This is a genomic window from Paenibacillus sp. KS1, assembly GCF_001680695.1.
GTDB lineage: Bacteria > Bacillota > Bacilli > Paenibacillales > Paenibacillaceae > Paenibacillus_B > Paenibacillus_B suaedae.
The window spans coordinates 1-15,467 of record NZ_MAIS01000024.1 but is presented as its reverse complement, the minus strand read 5'-3'; the positions used below and the strand labels follow the sequence as shown (position 1 = coordinate 15,467).

16 protein-coding genes and 1 riboswitch are annotated in these 15,467 nt (G+C 45.3%); of the genes, 14 read left to right on the top strand and 2 right to left on the bottom strand.

Annotated features, from left to right (window positions below; genetic code table 11):
• Positions 1-86 precede the first annotated feature (86 nt).
• The 6 genes from BBG47_RS10260 to BBG47_RS10235 all read left to right on the top strand — a co-directional run bounded on the left by BBG47_RS10260 (position 87) and on the right by BBG47_RS10235 (position 6,131).
• On the top strand, positions 87-602 hold the full coding sequence (locus BBG47_RS10260) for a response regulator (RefSeq protein WP_083189218.1): 516 nt from the start codon (positions 87-89) through the stop codon (positions 600-602).
• Between the two features lie 45 nt (positions 603-647).
• The gene (locus BBG47_RS10255; RefSeq protein ID WP_065291664.1) at positions 648-2,489 is read left to right on the top strand and encodes a HAMP domain-containing sensor histidine kinase; all 1,842 of its coding nucleotides are present in this window, start codon (positions 648-650) and stop codon (positions 2,487-2,489) included.
• Positions 2,490-2,673: 184 nt separating this feature from the next.
• Entirely contained in the window at positions 2,674-3,459 is a 786-nt protein-coding gene (locus BBG47_RS10250; protein WP_021253868.1) for a transporter substrate-binding domain-containing protein, read from the top strand.
• 152 nt (positions 3,460-3,611) lie between these two features.
• Positions 3,612-4,268, top strand: coding sequence for an amino acid ABC transporter permease (locus BBG47_RS10245; RefSeq protein WP_021253867.1), 657 nt, complete (start codon positions 3,612-3,614; stop codon positions 4,266-4,268).
• A complete protein-coding gene (locus BBG47_RS10240) occupies positions 4,261-4,983 on the top strand; it encodes an amino acid ABC transporter ATP-binding protein (RefSeq protein ID WP_065291663.1) in 723 nt (240 codons plus the stop codon). Before BBG47_RS10245 ends, BBG47_RS10240 begins: the two co-directional genes overlap by 8 nt.
• Positions 4,984-5,242: 259 nt before the next feature.
• Positions 5,243-5,411, top strand: a riboswitch (cyclic di-AMP (ydaO/yuaA leader).
• A 9-nt stretch (positions 5,412-5,420) separates the two neighbouring features.
• Positions 5,421-6,131 (top strand): 3D domain-containing protein, encoded by a 711-nt coding sequence (locus BBG47_RS10235; protein WP_021253865.1) that lies wholly within the window; start codon positions 5,421-5,423, stop codon positions 6,129-6,131.
• A gap of 85 nt (positions 6,132-6,216) precedes the next feature.
• On the opposite strand, the gene BBG47_RS28930 is transcribed toward BBG47_RS10235, so the two are convergent.
• Positions 6,217-7,389 carry a polysaccharide deacetylase family protein gene (locus BBG47_RS28930; RefSeq protein WP_083189217.1) on the bottom strand — a complete coding sequence of 391 codons (1,173 nt, stop codon included), beginning with the start codon at positions 7,387-7,389 and terminating at the stop codon, positions 6,217-6,219.
• Between the two features lie 393 nt (positions 7,390-7,782).
• Here BBG47_RS28930 and BBG47_RS10225 point away from each other — a divergent pair, with 393 nt between their 5' ends.
• From BBG47_RS10225 to BBG47_RS10195, 7 genes are all read left to right on the top strand, one after another.
• Positions 7,783-8,484 carry a dihydroorotate dehydrogenase electron transfer subunit gene (locus BBG47_RS10225; RefSeq protein WP_065291662.1) on the top strand — a complete coding sequence of 234 codons (702 nt, stop codon included), beginning with the start codon at positions 7,783-7,785 and terminating at the stop codon, positions 8,482-8,484.
• Positions 8,465-9,400 (top strand): dihydroorotate dehydrogenase, encoded by a 936-nt coding sequence (locus BBG47_RS10220; protein ID WP_065291661.1) that lies wholly within the window; start codon positions 8,465-8,467, stop codon positions 9,398-9,400. Before BBG47_RS10225 ends, BBG47_RS10220 begins: the two co-directional genes overlap by 20 nt.
• Before the next feature lie 45 nt (positions 9,401-9,445).
• A complete protein-coding gene (gene lpdD / locus BBG47_RS10215; protein ID WP_065291660.1) occupies positions 9,446-9,793 on the top strand; it encodes a prenylated flavin chaperone LpdD in 348 nt (115 codons plus the stop codon).
• Between the two features lie 289 nt (positions 9,794-10,082).
• Positions 10,083-10,760 (top strand): PspA/IM30 family protein, encoded by a 678-nt coding sequence (locus BBG47_RS10210; protein ID WP_021253860.1) that lies wholly within the window; start codon positions 10,083-10,085, stop codon positions 10,758-10,760.
• A gap of 180 nt (positions 10,761-10,940) precedes the next feature.
• A complete protein-coding gene (locus tag BBG47_RS10205) occupies positions 10,941-11,372 on the top strand; it encodes a DUF350 domain-containing protein (RefSeq protein WP_021253859.1) in 432 nt (143 codons plus the stop codon).
• A gap of 30 nt (positions 11,373-11,402) precedes the next feature.
• On the top strand, positions 11,403-11,909 hold the full coding sequence (locus BBG47_RS10200) for a DUF4178 domain-containing protein (RefSeq protein WP_065291659.1): 507 nt from the start codon (positions 11,403-11,405) through the stop codon (positions 11,907-11,909).
• 9 nt (positions 11,910-11,918) lie between these two features.
• Entirely contained in the window at positions 11,919-12,656 is a 738-nt protein-coding gene (locus BBG47_RS10195; RefSeq protein WP_065291658.1) for a DUF4247 domain-containing protein, read from the top strand.
• Positions 12,657-12,788: 132 nt separating this feature from the next.
• Here BBG47_RS10195 and xerS read toward each other — a convergent pair whose 3' ends face one another.
• Entirely contained in the window at positions 12,789-13,877 is a 1,089-nt protein-coding gene (gene xerS / locus BBG47_RS10190; RefSeq protein WP_021253856.1) for a tyrosine recombinase XerS, read from the bottom strand.
• Between the two features lie 146 nt (positions 13,878-14,023).
• Between xerS and BBG47_RS10185 the strand changes: the two genes are divergently transcribed.
• Positions 14,024-15,385, top strand: coding sequence for an MATE family efflux transporter (locus BBG47_RS10185; RefSeq protein WP_065291657.1), 1,362 nt, complete (start codon positions 14,024-14,026; stop codon positions 15,383-15,385).
• Positions 15,386-15,467: the final 82 nt, after the last annotated feature.

Genomic DNA, 15,467 nt, shown 5'->3' with positions numbered 1-15,467 from the left:
ACATACTATAATATGTATCATAATCATCCATGATGTTGTCGTAATAACTCGATTGTTGTCGTCCTCATCGGAAGGAGGATAGGATAGTGGAACTATTTTTATTCGTTATATTTTCCGCGTCTGTCCCATTTATCATTTACTTATACTTTGTCATCAAGCAGCGTTCATGTGTACAAGAAGCTGCGGTTACGGTAGATCGTAATGCGCTTACGCATGCACAGATGGACGAAGCTGAAGACGTGGCGAGTCACTGCTCCATTCTTGTCGTGGAAGATCAGATGCCTATACGGATTCTATTGAAGGAAGCACTGGATGAACTGCCACTGGAAGTAAGGGAAGCAGAGACGGGAGAGCAGGCGCTTAATTCAATGCGTGCGTGTCCAAGTAAAATTGTGCTCATGGATGTGAGCCTACCGGATATGAATGGCCTGGATGTACTGCATACGGTTCGTACAATGCGTCCAGATACCGAAGTCATAATGATGTCTGCCTATAGCGATGCAGACAAGGTTAACGAAGCGAAGGCGGCAGGAGCGATTGGCTTCTTCTCGAAGCCATTCGACTTAGAAGAACTGCGCGCGTACATATCATCCAGACTGTAACGGGCTACGATATCTTGTCTTGACAATTGTCAATCGGAGGATGTTATGTTTAGAACGATACATAGCCAACTAAGCGCCCGGGTAGTGACGACAATAGTTGCTGCGTTGGCCATTATTTTTTCATTTTCGTATGCAGCTGTTCGTTCGATTATTGAGACGAGCATGCAGAACAATTATTTGAATCAAGTTAAGATGGCCGCTCACGATGTTGAAGCGGCCATTCGTCACCACAAGCTAATGGTTGAGACATATGCGAGAGTCATTCAGGGCATATTCGACACATCTGGGCGCATCAAGGCTGAAGTGAATCAATTGACAGAATGGTATGCATTTCAACCGAAGAACCTCGTATTCGGGTACTGGTTCACCTTGCAGACCGGTTCGAAATGGAAGGAGAAATTTACATCCTGGTTTGGTCATGATGAATCCGGTCTGCTCCGTAATTTCAATAAACAAGAACATGTGGACGAGTCACTGCCACAGTATCGAGATGACCCGCAATACGACTATTATCATGGTTCAGTGAAGAAGAATGGAACCTATTTAACAGCACCATACATTGATCCTTATGTAAACCTACCGATGATATCCGTCAGCACGCCTGTATACGACTCAGGAGGCACACTGCTCGGTGTGGCCGGAGTTGATATACGGTTTGGCGATTTGAAGCAGTTAGCTAACAAGCTAAGTGTACACCCCAGCAGCAAGATTCTACTTACTTCCCTACAAGGCAATTTGTTATATAACCCAGATGAAGAACGAACGATTTATGACAATATATACACCAATCTTAATGAAGATATAGCGACTTTATTACGCAAAGTAAATGACTCTAAGGAGTCTATTATCATTGATGACTATCGTGGGAACTCTATGTATATATTCTCAATTCCGCTTGAGGAGACGAACTGGAGAGCAATCATTATGCTGCCTGCGGGAGTTATTAGCAACGTGTTGCTTTACGTATGGGTCGTAACCCTAATTACGATCAGTTTACTTATTATTGCGATTTACTTCCTAATAAACTGGTGGATCCGTCGTTTGATCGTGACTCCACTGCATCAATTAGTCGAGGCGTCTCATCGTATTGCCGGTGGGGATTATGACGTGACAGTGAGAATCGAATCCAATAATGAATTTTGCCAGCTCGGCTCAGATATGAATCGGATGAGTGAGGCGCTGCGTCAGAAGGCACAGATGGAGCAAGAAATGAAGCGTATGAGCGCGCTGCAGGTTGTGGGAGAGATGGCTGCCGCGCTTAGTCATGAAATTCGAAATCCGCTAACGACAATCAAGGGATTTCTGCAGCTGCTTCGCAATAAGCCGGAGCATGCGGATGAGCATGTCTATTTCCGTACGATGATGGAGGAAATTGAGCGGGCGAACACGATCATTACGGAGTATTTGACCTTGGCTAGACATAAATTCGTCCAATTTCGTCCTCATTGCTTGAATGAAATCATTACACAATTATACCCGCTTGTGCAAGCATCAGCATCGGCACACTGCCAGGATATCCGTCTGGACATATCACCAGTTCCTTCAATTGAAATGGATGAGAAAGAGATGAAGCAGCTTCTTCACAATCTCATTCGGAACGGACTTGAAGCGATGAGTGAAAACCAGATGTTGACGATTCGAACTCGTATGAAAGGGGATAGAGTTCTTCTATGTATTGAAGATGAAGGGCCAGGCTTCCCAGCCGAGGTTTTAGCCAGGGCAGGAACTTCTTTTGTCACGACGAAGGAGAAGGGGACAGGACTAGGCTTGTCCATCTGCTACGGTATCGTTGAGCGCCATGAAGGAGACCTTATCATTGAATCTGTGCCAGGGCGCACAGTTATCACAATTAGTCTCCCGCTATTCCGCAAGAAGCAAGAAGGTTAGTTTGGATGTTGCCATAATTGACCAATGTATTATAAAATGGAAGAGTTGTGCGCTAATATTCTACTTTAATAACCAATTCCTAAGAAATAATGGTTGTATAACTATACATCTACGTGTATAATGATGTTACCTCACTAAGAGCGAGCGGGGAATATTACACATATACAGAGCGGGGTTGGAGCAAATGAAATCATTAAAAATTGTTGCAGCATGCACACTCATTCTATCATTATTAGTTGGTTGCGGTGCGAAGGAAGACCGTCTAGCAACTGTTCAAGAGAATAAAAAGCTGGTACTCGGCACGAGTGCTGACTATCCACCATTTGAATTCCGAAAAACAATCGACGGCAAGGATCAAATTGTCGGTTTCGATATTGAGATAGCGAAGGAAATTGCGAAGGATTTGGGCGCTGAATTAGAGATTAAGGATACATCACTGTCGTCATTGCCAGAGGAACTGAAGACAGGCAAGATTGACATCGCAATCGCGGGACTAGATCCAACGCCGGAGCGGGAGAATGCAATGGAATTCTCTACACCTTATTACTTGGCGGAAGCAGGGGTTATTGTACGTGCTGCAGACAAGGATAAGTACAAGTCACCTGAAGATTTGAAGGGCATGAAGATCGGCGTACAGCTTGGCTCAACCTTCGAGGATGTCGTTCAGCAAATCCCTGATGCGAAGAAGGAAATGCTGGATAAGGTGAACGACCTCGTTCTTGCACTGGAGTCGAATCGTTTAGAGGCTGTCGTTGTGGAGAAGCCTGTGGCAGCGGCATTTGCTGCGAATCGCAAGGAAGTCGCTGTCGCGCCGGTGGAATTGAAGCCAGTAAGTGAAGGATATGTAATTGGAGTACGCAAGGGCAGTGTGAAACTGCGTGATGAAGTGAATAAGACGCTTGAACGCTTGAAGCAGCAGGGCAAGCTGGATGAATTCATTACACAAGCGGTACAACTGGCGGAACAATAAGATCAGATGGATTGCATCTATATGCGGTCTATACGGATCTCGATGTGATATGTTCGCTCCTCGTGGGAATTCAACCAGTGAGGAGCTTTTTCTCTTTATATAGAAGAAATGCAGATTAACAGTCGTGATAGATAGGGAAGGGGAAGTTTGTCATGTTCGATTGGTTCGACATGTTATGGACGTATAAATTAGGATTTGTATCCGGTGCTGGCATAACCGTGCTGCTATCCGCGATATCCGTTCTGTTCGGATTATTATTGGGAGTGGCCATTGTCTTGATGAGAATGTCTAAAATAAAGCCGCTTAAATGGTTTGCTGTCACCTATATCGAGGTGTTCCGTGGAACACCGCTGCTTGTACAATTATTCATTATTCATTATGGACTTGCAGAGTATGGCGTAGAATTCAGTGCACTAACATCTGGAGCGATTGCTCTATCCTTAAATAGTGGTGCGTATTTGGCTGAAATCTTCCGTGCCGGCATACAATCGATCGACCACGGTCAATTGGAAGCAGCTCGTTCTCTCGGAATGTCAAAACCAATGGGGATGCGCTTGATCGTACTTCCACAAGCGTTCCGCAATGTTATTCCGGCGATCGGCAACGAATTTATTACGATTATTAAGGAGACTTCAATTGTCAGCACCATCGGGATTGCAGACTTGATGTTTGAGACAAATATCGTTCGAGCCAAAATTTATTCAGCGATGGGACCACTGATTGGAGCAGCGTGTATCTATCTCATTCTAACCTTCACTTTATCGAAAGTGGTGGCACGTTTGGAAAGGAAGTTGAGCGAGCATGATTAAAATTCAAAATTTGCATAAATCGTATGATAAATTGGAGATTTTAAAAGGGGTAAATGTCTCTATTGATCGTGGTGAAGTGGTTGTAGTCATAGGCCCTAGCGGATCCGGAAAGAGTACTCTCCTTCGTTGCATTAATTTGCTGGAAACTCCGACACAAGGGGATATCCGATTCGAGGATCAGTGCATCACTGACAAGTCGCACAACATTAACAAAACACGTGAAAAAATGGGGATGGTATTCCAATCGTTCAACCTATTTCCCCATATGACCGTGCTGCAAAATATTACCCTTGCCCCAATAAAGGTGAAACATGTGCCAGAGGCTGAAGCAAATAAACTAGCAATGGAGCTGCTTGGCAAGGTTGGATTGGCGGATAAGGCCAAGGCATTCCCTAGACAATTGTCCGGTGGACAAAAGCAGCGTATCGCGATTGCGCGAGCACTTGCTATGCAGCCGCATGTGATGCTGTTCGATGAGCCGACATCAGCGCTTGATCCAGAGATGGTCGGCGAAGTGCTTGAGGTCATGAAATCACTCGCCGGAGAAGGAATGACGATGGTAATCGTAACTCATGAGATGAACTTCGCACGTGAAGTGGGCGATCGTATTTTGTTTATGGATGGCGGCAATATTGTGGAGGAAGGTTCTCCAGACCAATTATTTAACCATCCTAAGCATGCTAGAACGCAGGATTTTCTAAGCAGAGTATTGTAAAGAGGTATTGTAAATATATAGGTGTTCGAATAGGCATCCTTAGGGGGTGCCTATTGTTGTTTGCTGTATTATGTAAGCGTTTTCGTTTACAAATCTGAAATATGTGCTATGATAGAAACAGAAAGATTACAAAAATGTCATCTCTGATTACAAATTTGTTATGAAATAAAAAAAGTTTGAAGCTTCAATCCATTGGGGGGCGCGGGTTCCAGAGACTTACCATCATATTCCTGCGCACAGGTTACAAAATTGTGATATGATGCAATCCGAGCCGAAACGACACACCCGTACGGGGGACTATTGACCGGTGTTCGATATTACGAGAACACCTTGGGGTGAATCGCTTATTCCGCAACTTGGAATGGCGTAGGGGAACTCCTTGACCCGAATCCGACAACTAACCCCGCAGGCTAATGCACAGGAGGAAAACAAAACATATGCGTAAAAGAATTACACTAACGATTACAGCAGCTTTACTTGGACTTGCGTCCATTCTTCAAATTTTGCCGGCACAGGCTGAGCCCTATACGGTAAAAGAAGGAGAAACGTTCTATTCAATTGCTAAGAATTACAACATGAGTGTTGAATCCGTATTGTCGGCAAACCCGACAATTAATCCGAAAAATCTGTATGGTGGACTCTCCATCGAACTTCCAAGCCCTGTTGTTCAAAAGTCGGTATTGGAAGGGATGCCAGTCAATAATGCTTTGGGTGTAGCAAAAAATGACGAACAGGCAGTCAAAACGGCTTCGAATAATCAGAAAGCAGCAGTACAACAAGCTGCTCCTAAAAATGTAGTTCAATTGTCCTCTGGACGTACAGCGACATACAAGAAAACGATAAGCATGCGTGCAACAGCCTACACCGCTCATCCGAGTGAAAACGGCAAATGGGGCGCAGTGGATGCATTGGGTAATGCATTGAAACTAGGTACAGTTGCGGTTGATCCAAAAGTGATTCCGCTTGGTACGAAATTGTATATTACGGGATATGATTTCAAACACTTGCCGACAGGCGGTATGGTTGCTGTAGCTACGGATACAGGCGGTGCAATCAAGGGGAAAAAGGTTGACATATTTGTACCGGTAAGCAAGAAGACAGGCAACACATTCGGCGTGCAAGACGTTAAAGTATACGTGTTGAAATAATATCTACTATTATATATAGATGTAGATGAATACTTACAATAGCAATTGAACAACAAGCCTCGCCATTATGGCGGGGCTTGTTTTCTTATTCCTTCTTTTCCTTCTGATCTTGGAGCAGATCAGGCAGGGTGACGAATTCATATTTCCGCTCCCTTAACTGCTGAATAATCGATGGGAGTGCTTTCACGGTTCCATGCAGATACCCATTTTGTGTGCTTCCGCTGGCATGCTGCAATATTATGGAACCTGGGCGTACCCCACGCATCACATTTTGCAAAATACGTGAAGCGGTTAATCCTCTCCAATCGTTCGTATCTACATCCCAATTGACGACCATGTATCCATTATCTCCTGCCCAGCGCAATTGCTCTTCGTTGATTTCTCCATATGGCGGCCGGAAGTATCGAGGCTTATATCCGGTTGACTGCTCGATAATGCGTTCAGTATCCTTCACCTGATGTTCAAAAGCTGGAAGCGTCAGCTTTGTCAGCAACGGATGATTGTACGAATGATTACCGATCACATGCCCCTCGCGTACCATCCGCTCGACGAGTCCTGGATATGCCTTGGCACGAGAGCCAACGAGAAAGAAAGTGGCTCGGATATTGTGCTCCTTCAATATATCCAATACAAGCGGCGTAATGCGGTTATCCGGTGCGTCATCGAAGGTGAGCGCAACTTGTCGTTCTCCATGACGCTGCTTCGCATTCAATTTAAAGATATGTGGGTACTTCAACCGCAGTTCCGCAATCGTGAGATGCTGTTTCTTCATCTTATGCATACTTGAGCGGGATGATTGTGAAGCTTGCGCCGCAGATTGCGACGTGGTTGATTTCTGCCACTTGTTCTGGCGTTCATTCGAAGAGGAAGAGCGCTGCTTCTGCTGGCCAGATTCTGACTCTGCCTGCTGCGACTCCATTCTCTTCTGACTTTTCTGGTTATCACGCTCTTTATGCTCAGCTGATATGGTGAATTTAGGCATCTCAAGATGATCCGATGAAGCTGCATTCTCTTGCTTCTCCTTAGCATGTGGGGAATGCATGTTCACAGAGTCTGCCTTGAAGATACGTGGTACTGGATGAGTGCGATCTTGTCTCCACAGACTGTCTGCTGATGAATGGATCGATTCCGACTGATTTGGCTTGCTTGGTGGAAGATTGGGTATGGGAGGCGTTGCTTCCTGCGAACGATGGAAGCAGCCAGTAATACAGAGCAAACAAAGGGATAGTACAGATAAGCAGATTCGACAATGTTGCATAGCGCCATTCCCCCATTCCATAAACAGTTCAATGTTCTTGTTATGTCCTTGGGGTGGTAGAAATATGCCCTTCCACTTACCTAGTACGGTAGGGAAATAATCTCATCGACTATAATTGTTAGGATGTTCACTTGTAACTTCTTGCTAATATTCTGAAAATTTGCGAAACCATTGTCATAATTCATACGCTAATGTGACATGGGTCACAGTGGGGTGTCAACCAGAACATGCATAGTAGAAGTGTAAAGGTGAGAAAAGCTTATGCATAGGCCATATAGGCAGCAATCCATAAGGTTGTGAATGTGGGCTTTTCTTACGAGCAGGAATCTGCACATCTCAATAAACGTGAGAAGGATGCAGACTGTCCTTACTCGTGAAAAAAGGAGCATACTTGTGTATACGATTCTTTCCAACGAACGCATCTCTGAAGGCATTTACCTCATGACGGTGGAGGGTCAATTTCAAGCAAGCATGGGTCAATTCTTTATGCTGCGAGCCTGGAATACGGCACCTATTCTGTCTCGTCCAATTAGCATCTGCAATTTGGAGAAGGATAGCATCCAGTTCCTGTACAAGATTGCAGGAGAGGGTACGCGTTTAATTGCACAGCTGCGTGATGGAGACCGTATCCAGCTAGAGGGGCCATTCGGCAATGGCTTTCCGCAAGTGGAGGGACGAACTGCACTTATCGGAGGCGGTATTGGCATTGCACCCTTATTATATACGGCGAAGCAGTTGGATAAACCGGATATCTATCTTGGCTTTCGAGGGCAGTCCTATTTAACGGAAGCATACGAACCTTACGCGAATGAGTTGGTTGTCCGTGTAAACGGCAACCTCCTAGATGACTTGGACTTAAGTAAATACGATAATGTGCTGGTGTGTGGTCCATTGGGAATGATGAAGGCAGTTGCCTTGCAAGCAGAAGGCTTAGATACGAAGGTGTATGTATCTTTTGAAAAACGTATGGCATGCGGAATCGGGGCTTGTTATGTATGCTCAGTAAAGAATAAAAACGGCAACCGCAAAGTATGTGCGGATGGACCTGTATTTTTGGCGGAGGAGGTGGAATGGCATGCGGAACTTAGCTTGTAATGTAGCCGGCATTCCGTTCAACAATCCGATCGTGATGGCATCGGGAACGTTTGGCTTTGGGCAAGAATATGCCAAATTATATGATATTAACAAGCTGGGGGGCATCTCCTGCAAAGGACTCACCCTACATCCACGTCAAGGGAATAACGGAACTCGGGTGTGGGAGACACCAGGCGGCATGATGAATAGTGTTGGGCTTGAGAATCCTGGTATCGATGCATTTTTGGAAGAGGAAATGGTATTCTGGGAAACGATAGAGCCCGTGAAAATTGCCAATCTTGGCGGCAGTAATATAGAAGAATACGTCCTCGGGGCCTTGAAGATAACGAAGGATGCAGAAGAGCGGCGCAAAGCACGTGTTCGGGCTGTAGATATGATTGAGTTAAACATTTCATGCCCGAATGTGAAGGAAGGCGGCATTGCCTTCGGTGTGAAAACAGACGTTGCGCGTGAGGTTATTCGCGAAGTACGGCAAGTCACTTCACTGCCGCTTGCTGTGAAACTATCGCCGAATGCTGAGAATATTGTAGAAATGGCAGTGATGTGTGAAGACGAGGGAGCGGATTGTGTCTCTTTAGTAAATACGTTCTCGGGAATGAAGATTGACATTTATCAGCGGCGCAGTGTTTTTTCCAATACGTACGCGGGCTTGTCTGGGCCGGCTATTAAGCCAATAGCGCTGCGCATGGTTCATCAGGTGTCCCAGCATGTATCCATCCCCGTCATGGGCATGGGCGGCATCGCCTCCGCTTCGGATATTATTGAATTTATTATGGCCGGGGCTGAGGTGGTTCAAGTAGGCACATACAACTTCATGAACTTGCGTGCTGGCGAAGAGTTGCTTGCTGGTCTTCTAAGCTTCATGGAAATGGAGAACATTCAAAGTCTGGATGAGATTCGCGGCATTATTAAGTAAGGCCTTCTGGACAAATGTATTTCATTAAAGGGGGGCTCTGAATACATGCAGGAGCAACGACCGGGTGCAGACATAACCATTCAATATCGCAAAATTGGGCGAGACTACCTGTTCATCATTGCCGGGGGAGACGAGCATATTGGGGCGGTATCTACCGCATATAGGGATCCGAGTACGGATGAGCACGAATGGGTTGTGCAGACGAATAGAGTTCCTGGGCATAAAGAATATGTACTGACAGAGCCAATGGCTAAGCAAGCGGTGAGTCAGCTTCAGGCTACGGTTACCGTATGTGCAGGGATACATTATGATAATCTAAGTTCGGCACATATTGATGCAGTTGTTGATCATGCGTGGTCACAATTTTTGCTTATGCTGTCCACCCTTGATTAAATCACAATGGTTAGAATACGGAGAAGAAGATTGGGCAATCCTGATCTTCTTCTTTTTTATGGCTACCTACGAGTCATTATGTAAAGAAAGTATGAATGGAATGAAGATTTCTTTAAGCAGCGAGAAGAGTATACAATTTTCCACATTTCCGTATACAATAGAGATATGATTTTTTTGTTTTTTTGAAACAACTTCAGAACTGATTCGTATGAATGTGTAATGAAACATAATATTGAGCTGATGGGTATTTTGTTTCAATGGTTATGCACACAAAGGAGGAAACAATACAATGTCCGTATTTAAACGTTTGCGTGATTTAACGATGTCTAATATTTATGCCTTGATCGAGAAGGCAGAAGATCCAATTAAGATGACAGATCAATACTTACGTGACATGCAAGAGGATTTGGAAGAAGCAGAACGTGCAGTAGCCCAGCAGATCGCGATCGAGAAGCGCTTCAAGCAGTCCTATGAAGAGCAAGAAGCACTTGTGAACAAGCGTGCTGAGCAAGCAGCAATTGCAGTACAGGCCGACAATATTGAATTGGCACGCCGCGCTCTGGAAGAGAAGAAGGCAGCAGAAGCGAAAATGAACGAGTACAAAGCGAGCTATGATCAGAACAAAGCTTCAGCAGACGCTCTTCGCGCGAAGCTGGAAGAAATGCGCAAGCAGTACACAGATATGAAGAACAAACGCGAAACGTTGGTCGCTCGTTTCAACGCTGCGAAGGCGCAAACGGAAATCAACAAAGCGATGGCGGGATTCAGCTCCGATACTGCGATGTCAGGCTTGAAGCGTATGGAAGACAAAATGCTTCAAATGGAAGCTCAAGCAGAAGCAAGCAACGAAATCCGTGGAGCGGGAGGCAAGTCGCTCGATGATGAGTTCGCGAGCTTGACGAAGGATAAAGGTGTCGAGGATGAATTGGCAGCTCTGATGAAGAAGTACGACAAATCTGCCGAATAATCGGATACAGAAGACGCTTGTTATCTGTGTTACAAGCGTCTTTCTTTATTCTTGTACAGGTATATGGGTTCGTTAATGAAATAAAATGAAGAGAACACACTTTTACACGAGATTGCCGAATCTGGACAAACTGCTGTGTAAGCAGGCTTTCGTCCAAAGGGCAATGGGGGAGGATTCGAATTGAGTTTCGGATTGGAAAACTGGTCAGTTCTGCTGGAGAATGTGCCGCGTATTGCGGTGTGGACAGCGATAGGAGCGGTGCTCTTATTCATTCTCATGATTGTAGACTCCTTGTTTACAGGCTATAAGGATGTCCATGAAATGAGACAAGGCAATGTAGCGGTAACGACTCGCTTTATTATGAAGCTGTTCTCGCAAGGCTATATTCTATCTAGTTCTATTCGTGTCGCTTACAGCTTAGGCGAGGCATTGTTGATGTCTCTCTTCTCATTTGTCATATTGCTTATTCTAGAATTGCTAATCCGCTTGTTGTTCCGTACTGTATTCAACATGAACTTGGAAGAGGGAACGAAGCAAGGCAATATGTCGTATGCACTCGTGGCTGGTTCGCTGCATGTGGTTGGCGCGTTAATTATTGCAGCCTGCATATAACAAGGGTTCAACAGGAAGGAGGCAGAACTAATGAGCTTATGGAAACGCATTAAAAATATTATGGCGAAGCCGGAAGCACCTCAACCAGAGAAAACGCCCTCTACGCTTGGCCCCGGGGATATTTGTGAAATCTCACTCGTCAGTTATGAAATTATTGGCCGTACAGATTGGCGTATGCGCAATTCTGCATGGCTGACACTGAGAGACGGATCACACATCAAATATTTATTCGTGGAGCAAAGAGAGCAAGCCTATTATAGTCTGTACGATTCTATTGACGGACGTCTGGATGATGTAGAGGAAGTTCCTACAGAAATTGAACTGGATGGTAAGTGGTATTACATGGAAGACCAATATAACGGCAGAGTCGTGTGTACAGGACAAACGCCATTTGGCGTATCTGGGGAGCAGTACGTGTGGCATTATCAAGCCGATGATCGTAAGCTGCTTCGCATTGAATGGCAGGATGGACGATTCCAGTTGTATGAAGGAGATTCCGTCATATCCGCCGACGTACGTATTCTGCGCGGTTCTTAAGAGGCGCCTATGCGAAAATTCGGATTGGATTCAATCAAATGGCTTGTCATTTTCAGCTTACTGATTCCGTTGCTAACGGCTTGTGGACAGTATGATGTAGCGGAAACGTATCCGCTGGAGTCTGTTAGTCGTGATGGTAAGAGCACTTCCTATATTTATCGCGCTGAGAATACGACCGTACCTGAAGTGGCCAAGGAGATTGCGGATAAACGCAAGCCGAAGCAGACTTCTGAACAGAGCGATGAGCGAATGTTTCTCGTCTATGATAATGAGCTCATACAGGTGCAGCGCGACAAGGACAAACCAGAAGATTCGATTATTGAAGTGGCTTCACAGGAATACGTAAGGCAGAATTATGATCGAAGCTTCTTGGAGATGTACCTGCAATACAAGCTTCTCGATACACTGTTCGATTCAATAAGCGGGTATGGGAAGTACCGGGGTTATAATGAGCGTCGTACATACGAGCCGACGAAATCATACCAAAAGCCTACGGTGGAGGATAAGAAGAAGGCTCCTCCAATGACAGTGGATCGCAAGGGATCCATCTTCCGCAGAGGCTCCTCGACAGATACGTCGAAGAATACGGGGGGCGGGTTCTTCTCAAGGCAGCCGAAGGATAATAGCAATCGCGGCTCCATATCACGAGGGGGTAGCGGGGGAAGTTATAATCCACCGAAAGTAAAAAAATCGAAACCGCCGAAGACTCGTTCCGGTTCGGGAAGTATATTCCGCCGAAAGCGATAGCAGAAGGCAAATAAGAACCGCTCTTCTAGGATAGAAGAGCGGTTCTTATTTGATACTATTTCATTACAGTTGGTACACAATGGATTTCCCATCCAATCCTCCTGATATTCTTCCAGGGGAAATTAGAAGAGATTACTCTTCCTCGTCCTGCCGCCGCTCAATAGCTTCAGACATCGTCTTATCTGTCAGGTGTGCATAGATCTCCGTTGTCTCTGTCGAAGCGTGTCCTAGCTGTTCCTTTGTTTTGTAGATGTCATTTTGCAAATAATAATCTGTGGCGAATGAGTGCCGAAGCTTATGTACAGTTAGAGCAGGCTTGCCGTATCTCTTTGCATATTTAATAATCATCTGCTGAATAGCACGCTTCGTCATGCGGTTTCCTTCCTTCTCGCCATTCTTGATCGCGAGGAAGAAGGCTTTTTCCTTTTTAGGCGCTGCATACCGAGTTGATCTAGCCTCCAAGTATTCGGCCAAGTCCTGTCTTGCGCTGTCACGGTAATAAACTGGAGTCTTGAACGTCTCATCATTATGACCCTTGCGGTATACATAGACGAGCTTGTTGTTCATATCGACATCATCCATGTTGAGATTCACAACTTCGCTAACCCGCAACCCGGAATTCAGGATTAGGCTGACAATGGCAGCGTCCCGAACCGCATTCTGCGCATGAGCATATGCAGCTTGTTTGTTATTGGCTACATCTTGGGCATAACCATCCCGCACATAATGAATGAACCCGTTAATCTCATTATCTTCAAGCAGCTTACCCTTCAGCTTAGAGGCGCTGTCTTTTGGTTTATGCACGCGTTTGATTTCGATCTTGGCCATTACATTGCGCTTCAATAACGGGTAGAAGTTCTCATCCTCCGCAATTTGGCTCAAATAGTGGAATAAGGAGCGTAGCGATGATAGCTTGCGGGACACGGTTACACGAGCATTGGTTGTTTCTTTGTATGTCGTCAAATAAATGCGAAACGAAGTGATATGCTCCATGCGAAGCGATTCCAAATCTAATAAGGTAACATCCTTCTGATCATGCGCATCGGTTAATCGCTCGGACACGAGCCAGCCCAGAAATATTTCGTAGTCCCGCACATATTCCAACAAGGAGGATGGAGATAAATCGGGCATTTTATATTCAATGAATTGTTGCACGTACCAGGGCAGGGACGGCAGCTTGTGCTGAAGCACAGCACGGTCTCTCGTCTTCTGAATCGTCATATTGGGCAGAGACCTCCTTCCATACTCCTTCTATTGTAATGAACGAGTGATCCCACGTAAAGGAGTCAATGGTCAAATAGTTGTTCAAACCAATGGGGAGAGATGCTACAATGGTTAAAGTTGTGCATACAAGGAGATAAGAAGACATGAAACAGACTTACTCATTAAAGCAAAAATTGATTCAAATGCTACATATTTTATTGCCCATATTCGTTACGCAAGTGGCGATGCAGCTGATGACATTCTTTGATACGGTCATGTCAGGTAACTACCGAACTTCTGACTTAGCAGGTGTAGCGATCGCTACGAGTATTTGGGTGCCCGTATACACAGGGCTAAGCGGTATTTTCCTTGCGGTGACGCCAATTGTGGCGCAGCATATGGGAGCAGAACGCAAGCAGTTAATTGCTCCAAGTGTGACCCAGGCAGCATATTTAGCGGTCATCTTCGGAGCTGCTGTCATTGGGATTGGTATATTTGCGGTTGATCCGATTCTTACTATTATGAAGCTGGATGCGGATGTTCACCGGGTGGCAAGAGAATATTTGACTGCAATCGGATTCGGAGTCATTCCATCCTTCCTTTATACCGTAATGCGCGCAAGCATTGATGGACTTGGCTTAACTCGGGTTACGATGATCATTACCCTGCTGTCCTTCCCAATTAATGTGCTGTTGAATTACTTGTTTATTTTCGGAAAAATGGGACTTCCTCAGTTCGGTGGGGCAGGGGCTGGAATAGCAACGGCAATTACGTATTTCGTTATTACATGCATCGCATTTGCATTTTTGCGTCGTAACGATCGCATGCGGGAAATGGGCATGTTTCGTTCTTGGAAGGGGATATCGCTTACCCATTGGAAAGAGATTCTTCGCATTGGGATGCCGATCGGATTATCGATTTTCTTTGAAGTAAGTATTTTCTCCATGGTAACCATATTCATGAGTGAATATGACACGGCAACAATTGCAGCACATCAATCGGCACTCAATTTTGCTTCATTATTATACATGCTTCCGATGAGCATCGCGATGTCATTAACGATTCTCGTTGGATTCGAGGTAGGCGCTAAGCGATTCAAGGATGCGAAGACCTATGCAAGACTTGGTATATTTACAGCGGTGGGCTTATCCTCGCTCTGTGCGGTATTTCTGTTCTTGTTCCACAATGAAGTGGCAGGCATGTACACGAAGGAAGCGGGTGTGCGTGAGATTACATCGACGTTTCTGATGTACGCGATATTCTTCCAGCTGTCTGATGCAGTTGCGGCACCGGTGCAAGGAACGCTTCGCGGCTATAAAGATGTCAATGCCGTGTTCATGATCGCATTCGCCTCGTATTGGATTATTGGTCTACCGTTAGGCTATGTACTGGCGAATTGGACAGAGCTGCAAGCGTATGGCTATTGGATCGGACTGATTAGCGGTCTAGCAGCAGGAGCTGTTGCGCTGTTCACACGGCTTGCAATTGTAGAGCGGAGAGTAATGAAGAACGTACAAACAAATTAGTTAATGATTTAATAAAAGTTGCATTTATCAAACTCATTTCAGTAAACGATTTGGAGAGCGTAAAATATCTTGTGTAAATAGA

What these genes read in the sequence shown, in the direction of transcription:
- BBG47_RS10255 (WP_065291664.1), top strand. Translation starts at nt 648, where the DNA reads ATGTTTAGAACGATACATAGCCAACTAAGCGCCCGGGTAGTGACGACA.
- BBG47_RS10250 (WP_021253868.1), top strand. Translation starts at nt 2,674, where the DNA reads ATGAAATCATTAAAAATTGTTGCAGCATGCACACTCATTCTATCATTA.
- BBG47_RS10245 (WP_021253867.1), top strand. Translation starts at nt 3,612, where the DNA reads ATGTTCGATTGGTTCGACATGTTATGGACGTATAAATTAGGATTTGTA.
- BBG47_RS10240 (WP_065291663.1), top strand. Translation starts at nt 4,261, where the DNA reads ATGATTAAAATTCAAAATTTGCATAAATCGTATGATAAATTGGAGATT.
- BBG47_RS10235 (WP_021253865.1), top strand. Translation starts at nt 5,421, where the DNA reads ATGCGTAAAAGAATTACACTAACGATTACAGCAGCTTTACTTGGACTT.
- BBG47_RS28930 (WP_083189217.1), bottom strand. Translation starts at nt 7,389, where the DNA reads ATGCAACATTGTCGAATCTGCTTATCTGTACTATCCCTTTGTTTGCTC.
- BBG47_RS10220 (WP_065291661.1), top strand. Translation starts at nt 8,465, where the DNA reads ATGCGGAACTTAGCTTGTAATGTAGCCGGCATTCCGTTCAACAATCCG.
- lpdD (WP_065291660.1), top strand. Translation starts at nt 9,446, where the DNA reads ATGCAGGAGCAACGACCGGGTGCAGACATAACCATTCAATATCGCAAA.
- BBG47_RS10210 (WP_021253860.1), top strand. Translation starts at nt 10,083, where the DNA reads ATGTCCGTATTTAAACGTTTGCGTGATTTAACGATGTCTAATATTTAT.
- BBG47_RS10200 (WP_065291659.1), top strand. Translation starts at nt 11,403, where the DNA reads ATGAGCTTATGGAAACGCATTAAAAATATTATGGCGAAGCCGGAAGCA.
- BBG47_RS10195 (WP_065291658.1), top strand. Translation starts at nt 11,919, where the DNA reads ATGCGAAAATTCGGATTGGATTCAATCAAATGGCTTGTCATTTTCAGC.
- xerS (WP_021253856.1), bottom strand. Translation starts at nt 13,877, where the DNA reads ATGACGATTCAGAAGACGAGAGACCGTGCTGTGCTTCAGCACAAGCTG.
- BBG47_RS10185 (WP_065291657.1), top strand. Translation starts at nt 14,024, where the DNA reads ATGAAACAGACTTACTCATTAAAGCAAAAATTGATTCAAATGCTACAT.